The organism is Mycobacterium sp., from assembly GCF_032162605.1.
Taxonomy (GTDB): domain Bacteria; phylum Actinomycetota; class Actinomycetes; order Mycobacteriales; family Mycobacteriaceae; genus Mycobacterium.
This window is the reverse complement of record NZ_JAVROT010000059.1, coordinates 1-5,241: the sequence shown is the minus strand read 5'-3', so window position 1 is coordinate 5,241 and position 5,241 is coordinate 1. Positions and strand designations below refer to the sequence as shown.

The window sequence follows — 5,241 nt, the reverse complement described above, 5'->3', positions numbered from 1 at the left end:
CGTCGACAACTACGCGACGATTTCACCGTTCCTCAACTAGGACGTGATGTCGGGCCGCCACCCAAGCAGGATGACGGTCCGATGTCAGGAGCGGCAGTCTCAACTAACCGTCATCGCCCAGTTGGTGCAGATCCGCGCCATCTGCGAACTTCGATTCAACCTCGTCTCGTATCGTAGGCCTCACGTTGGCGGGGGCTGTCCCACAGCGCCATTCCTTGGTCGAGCGTGAGATCAGCGGACCGCCCGCTCCAGCGCGACGACATCGCAACCGTCGGCCTTGTCCAAGTGTGCGACCGCAGTCTCGCGGTACAGCGCCCCGAGCGAGCGCAGTTTGCCCCAGACCGAGCCAATCCCGGCAGCGACGCGCAACCTTCACCCGGACAATGCAACTTCGGGTGCAACCTTCACCTGGACAGTGCAGCTTTCACCTGAACGCGACAAGGCCAACGACCCCTAGCCCTCGTCGAGCAGTCACCATCGCTTCCCGCCCCCCTCGTCGAGCACGGTACGGGCCGCAGACGCCCCTTCAGGTCGTACCGAGGGGCCGAAAGGCGCTGCGCGCCTTGGCGTTCGCCCGTCAGCGCTGGGAAAGCGACGCGAACAACCCGTGCACGGCCGCCAAGTCTTCGGCACTGAGCGACCGGTCGGCCTCGGCGGCGTTGATCGCATCGACGGGCACTCCGGCGGCGTTGGCGGCCTCTTCGGCGGTGAGTTCGGCGCGGTGGCGCGCGGCGACCAGTCGTTGGCCGAAGGTGGGCTGTGGTGCGCGGGCGGCGCGCAGCATCAGCTCGCGGTAGATCTTGCGCACGGCGCTGAGCGACATCGCCACGTCTGCGGCCCCCGTGGCGGAGCGGGCCGCGTTGGCCGCGACCGTCTCGAGCTTGCGCAGGTCGGCCAGGATCGGCCCGACGCGTTGGGTGAACTGCTCATCGGGTTGTGTTGGGAGCGAGTCGATCTGGGTGCGGACGGTGCCGAGGGCGACGTCGACGGCTTGCGCCATCAGCGGGGCCTGCACGGTGTTGGTGAGGATCGCGGTGCGTTCCTCCGGTTCGGGGTCGGCTTCCCGGCCCCATCTGATGCGTTCGATGGTGCCCTGTTCCCAGCCCAGCACCTGCTCGAGCCTGGCGAGGGTGGATCGGCGGGGCCAGCTGCGGCCTTTCTCGAAGGCGATCAACGCGCCGGCGTTCATGATCTTGTCCTTGGCCAGGGCACGTTGGGCGATGTCGAGTTCCCGCCGCCGCGCTGCCACGGCTGCGCCCGCCCGGGCGATGCCGGGATCGGTGACGTCGCTTTCCTCGGTGGTCTCGCCGAATCCGTCGGCGAGATATGCGGTGGAGTCGTCGTCGTGGGGCTCGTCGTCGATCCTGACCGAGACCGCCGTCTCCTGGTTCCGGATCACTGGCAACAGCCCGAGGGTGACCGGGATGCCGTCCGCGTTGCCCAGGTGCAGGGTCATTCCGTCGTTCAGGATCACCGACGATTGGCGGGTGCCGTTGAAGTAGACGCCGTTGGTGCTCAGATCCTCGGCAATCCACTGTCCGCCCTTGACTTCGAGGCGGGCGTGGCTGCGGGAGATGCGCGCGTCGTCGATCTGTACCTGTGCGGGGAATCCGCGGCCGATGGTGATCGGGGCGTCGGCCGGGTTGACGGTGTACAAGGCCGCACCGACGGCAATGGTCAAAGCCCGCGGACGGGTGGCCGTCGTGGCAATGGTGACGTCCTCGTTGGCTTCACTCATGTTCATGCTCCTAGATGCACTGCCGTGGCGGCGCCGGATGGTGCGAGACGTTCACCCGGTCACCGCTGGAACGGTTCGGGCAGCGAAGCATCGCGACAGCGCTACGGTTGACAAACCTCAACCATAGCGGTTCGGAGCGGTGTTGAGGCGCACCGGCTCCCGGCGAAATTCGCCAGCAACCAGCCAGAGTCGCATCGAGCGGCCCGAAACCGGCCGTCTGGCCGGCGTCACAGAACTGTTGAACGCTACGGTTCAACAGCCCCCGGGCAGCAGGCATGACTGCCCTGACCCAACCCGTGCCGCCGCCCGCATGTCATCCAATGTCGACGTTCCGCTCAACCATTGCCGAGCCCGCGCACTCCCCAGATCAGGTCGTTGTGATCCGCATGGGACAACGCGTCACCCGTGCCCGGGCCGATCGCGTTGCGAAAGCTCTCGGCACTACTGAAGGTCTCGATCAGTTCCTGCTCATTGGGATGGTCGCCCTTCCACCGGGAGTAGACCCGACCCTGCCCGCCCGCAGCCTCGTGCACGGCATGCCGGTCAGTTCTGGTGCACCAGTAGCCCTTTGGCGACGTGCAGTAGCAGACCTTGGGCGCTGAGCTGAACCAACTCACCCCTTCATTCTGCGCCGCGCCCTGACCAACGCTCGCCCCGACGGTGCTCGAGTGTCGGCGTCCGACGCTAGATTGATGCTCTACAGCATTCGCACAGCAGGGGGTCGGGTCGGTGCGTCCAAGATTGGCCGGTGGGGCGATGGTGATGGCGTTGGCCGTCGCGGCGGCAGCACTATCCGCAGCGCCCGCGCGCGCGGACTTCGGGTGGGCGGCGGCCGCCAGTTCACCGTCGCGTGAGCAGACCGATTGGGCTTGGAGTCCGGCCACCAGCAGCTTCGCCGCGGAGGCGCAGGCGCTGAGGAACTGCACGGTCAAGGAGCAGGCGAGCGATTGCGTGGTGATCGCCTCGGACGCGAATTGCGTTGCGGTGGCGTGGGACGTCGGCGAGCCGCTGAACCGCGCGCACGGTGGGTTGGGCGTCACCCGCGATGCGGCGGTGGCGGCGCCGTCGCGGCGGCGGGCCCGCATGCGAACGATGTGGACGCCCGCTGCAGCTGGGATCCGCGTCCCACGCTCTAGCTTCGCTGACTCAACGTTTCGGTGGGTTCCGCGTCAACTTCTCCGCGGGATCGTCCAAATGTGCTGTGCGCCTCGGTAGTTGGAACGTCCAGCTGCCTTGCGGGCTGATTACGAAGCCGGTCCGGGTGGAGGTGTGATCGCCGTGGTTCTGGGCGAATTGCTTGACGAGGATGCATGCGAGAACCGCGTCCTGCGCTCCGCAGGTGATCTGGTCGCCGCCGTACATGTCCCCGCCGGGGCCGAAGACGATCTTCTCCCCGGGGCGCAGGATCTTGGCGTCGCGAAGGTCGGCGTCCGATGGTTGGGCGGCCTGGTCGAACGCCGCCCGTTGCTCGTCGGCGAAGACGTGGTTGGCGGGCTGATCTAGGGCTGGGATGGGCCCGTAGCAGTCGGCTGACGTGCCTCCGCGGGTCGTGACCAGTCGGCACGACAATCCGTCGGGGGTCTGGAACGCGTCCTCGGGGTAGTAGTGCATGTCCATGTGGTGGTGCTCGGACACGTCGGTGAGTCCGTCGAGGTTCGGGAAGCCCGATGGAGGGGCCAGCACCTCGGTGGGCACCGGTAGGGTCGTCGCGACGAGGTCGGTGCGCGGTGACCCCGCCGGGCTGGCGGGATCGACTCCTTGCTGCGCCGACCGCGGCGGCGGCGGCGACCAGTGCGGCGGCGGCCGCGACGGTGCCTGCTCGACGCCACCCGGCTCCGGTGCGTGTCGGTGTCGTGTCCTGCTCCCGCACGACGATGGACACGAGATCTGTAGCGGCAATCGTGCTGCTCGGTGGCCGACGGCTGTCGCGCCACGGCGTGTTGGGGAGCTTCATGGGTGTTCCTCTTGTCTCGGGCGGTTGGTTACGCGGGGGCCAGAAGTGGTTTTCCGCAAGGGAATTCGGTCAATTGATCGAAGCGGAGCACGCTCGGCATCGTCGGTGGTCAGAGCTGGCCGATCAGGCTGCTGGCGATCAGCATGCCCGCGATGAACGTCCCGATGACCAGCGCCAGCCCTGCTAGCGGCCAGGGCCACGTTTCCCGGCCTGCTCGGGATGCCTTCGTGATCCCACTGAAGGTCAGCCACATCGCCGTGCCCGCGCCACCCCAGGTTGTGAGGTAGGCCAACCCGATCACGCCGCCACCCCCGCACGGACTCGAGGTGCAGGAGTCGCCCACCATCGCGAAGAACAGCGACAGGAACAGCGACCCGCAGCCGGCCAGTATGGTCGCGATGCTGAGCAGTGACGTGGCGGCGGCGCTACCCGCCGTATGGCTTCGCCCGGGCGTCGGCGTGGGCCGGGTCATCGCCGCTGCTCCGCGCCGCGGCGTCCGAGGCCCTCGAACGGATTCCACGACCTGCTGCCCTTGGTGACGTGCAGGTAGTAGGCGTAGTTGGCGGTGGTCAGCGCCAGTGCGGGGACCGCCATGCCAAGCCCGCGGGCCGCCGTGTCGGGGATGGGCAGCACGGTCGCGGCGATGGCCAGCGTCAGCGCGATGCCGAGCAGCGTGGTGCCCTTGCGCCACATGCCCTTGACGTAGAAGTAGAACGGGCTGAAGAAGAAGGCCAGGTAATTCGAGGTGATCACGGTGCGCTTCCCCCAAGGGAGCGCGCGAATGGCCGCCTTCGACTCTGGGGTGGTGCTGGGTGGTCCGTACTCGGCGAAGAAGGCGAACCGTTCCTGCCAGCGCGGCGATAGGTCCACTTCGACGGCAGCGGGGGTGGTCTTCATGGTGGGTCCTTCGGAAGTCTGCGCGCTACAGCTGCGCTACGGTTATGACCCCGCAAACGTAGCACTAACCGTAGCGGTCTGGCAAGCGATGCGCGGCTCCCGGACGGCAGCACACCACGCTAGTTCCATGTATATGCACTTAAAACCCACAATGAATGGCTTTCGCGCTCGTCATGCTGCCGTCTTTGCGGACGACCACGGCCCTCGGCTGAAACGTCGCAGCGCTACGGTTCTGTGTACTTACATCAATTGGCCGAAAGCCCCGCGAAGGGCTGCGGTCTGTTCGTCGGGTCCCACGGGGAGTCGCGCCGCGCGCTGCGGGGATCGACCCCGACAGCTCCGTCGTCAGAAGCCGGCGACGGCCACGTCGTCCCAGCTGCCGCGCCGCGAAAATTTGGTGCGATCGAGGGTGCGAACCGCCGCTTAGGCTGAGTTCACGCAAACTCGTGCCCACTTGCGTTCGGGCACACGACGATAGGGGAACAGTCATGTTGTCAAGGAGACGGGGTGTCGAGGTGATCGCCACGGCGGCGGCGGTCGGAGCATTACTAGGGGCATCGGCCGCCACGGCCGCGGCCTGGCCCATCCCGTTGACCCACGATCAGGTCAGCTACCTCGATGCGACGCGCGGCTCGTTCCCCGGCGACGACGA

At 67.1% G+C, this 5,241-nt stretch carries 6 protein-coding genes; 1 reads left to right on the top strand and 5 read right to left on the bottom strand.

Translation table 11 applies throughout. The features are described from left to right. Positions 1-577: 577 nt before the first annotated feature. Positions 578-1,738: an FHA domain-containing protein gene (locus QOI01_RS03405; RefSeq protein WP_526378605.1), complete on the bottom strand. Its 1,161-nt coding sequence runs from the start codon at positions 1,736-1,738 to the stop codon at positions 578-580. 335 nt (positions 1,739-2,073) lie between these two features. Next, complete coding sequence (locus QOI01_RS03400; protein ID WP_526378603.1) at positions 2,074-2,355, bottom strand: hypothetical protein; 282 nt, start codon at positions 2,353-2,355, stop codon at positions 2,074-2,076. 139 nt (positions 2,356-2,494) lie between these two features. Between QOI01_RS03400 and QOI01_RS03395 the strand changes: the two genes are divergently transcribed. Then, complete coding sequence (locus QOI01_RS03395; protein ID WP_526378607.1) at positions 2,495-2,953, top strand: DUF4189 domain-containing protein; 459 nt, start codon at positions 2,495-2,497, stop codon at positions 2,951-2,953. Here the strand turns inward: QOI01_RS03395 and QOI01_RS03390 are convergent. From QOI01_RS03390 to QOI01_RS03380, 3 genes are all read right to left on the bottom strand, one after another. After that, positions 2,885-3,433, bottom strand: a complete 549-nt coding sequence (locus QOI01_RS03390) for a hypothetical protein (RefSeq protein ID WP_526378601.1) — start codon at positions 3,431-3,433, stop codon at positions 2,885-2,887. The genes QOI01_RS03395 and QOI01_RS03390 overlap by 69 nt on opposite strands. Positions 3,434-3,801: 368 nt before the next feature. Beyond that, positions 3,802-4,164: a hypothetical protein gene (locus QOI01_RS03385; RefSeq protein ID WP_526378599.1), complete on the bottom strand. Its 363-nt coding sequence runs from the start codon at positions 4,162-4,164 to the stop codon at positions 3,802-3,804. Next, a complete protein-coding gene (locus QOI01_RS03380) occupies positions 4,161-4,589 on the bottom strand; it encodes a DUF2628 domain-containing protein (protein ID WP_526378597.1) in 429 nt (142 codons plus the stop codon). The genes QOI01_RS03385 and QOI01_RS03380 overlap by 4 nt, the downstream gene beginning before the upstream one ends. Positions 4,590-5,241 lie beyond the last annotated feature (652 nt).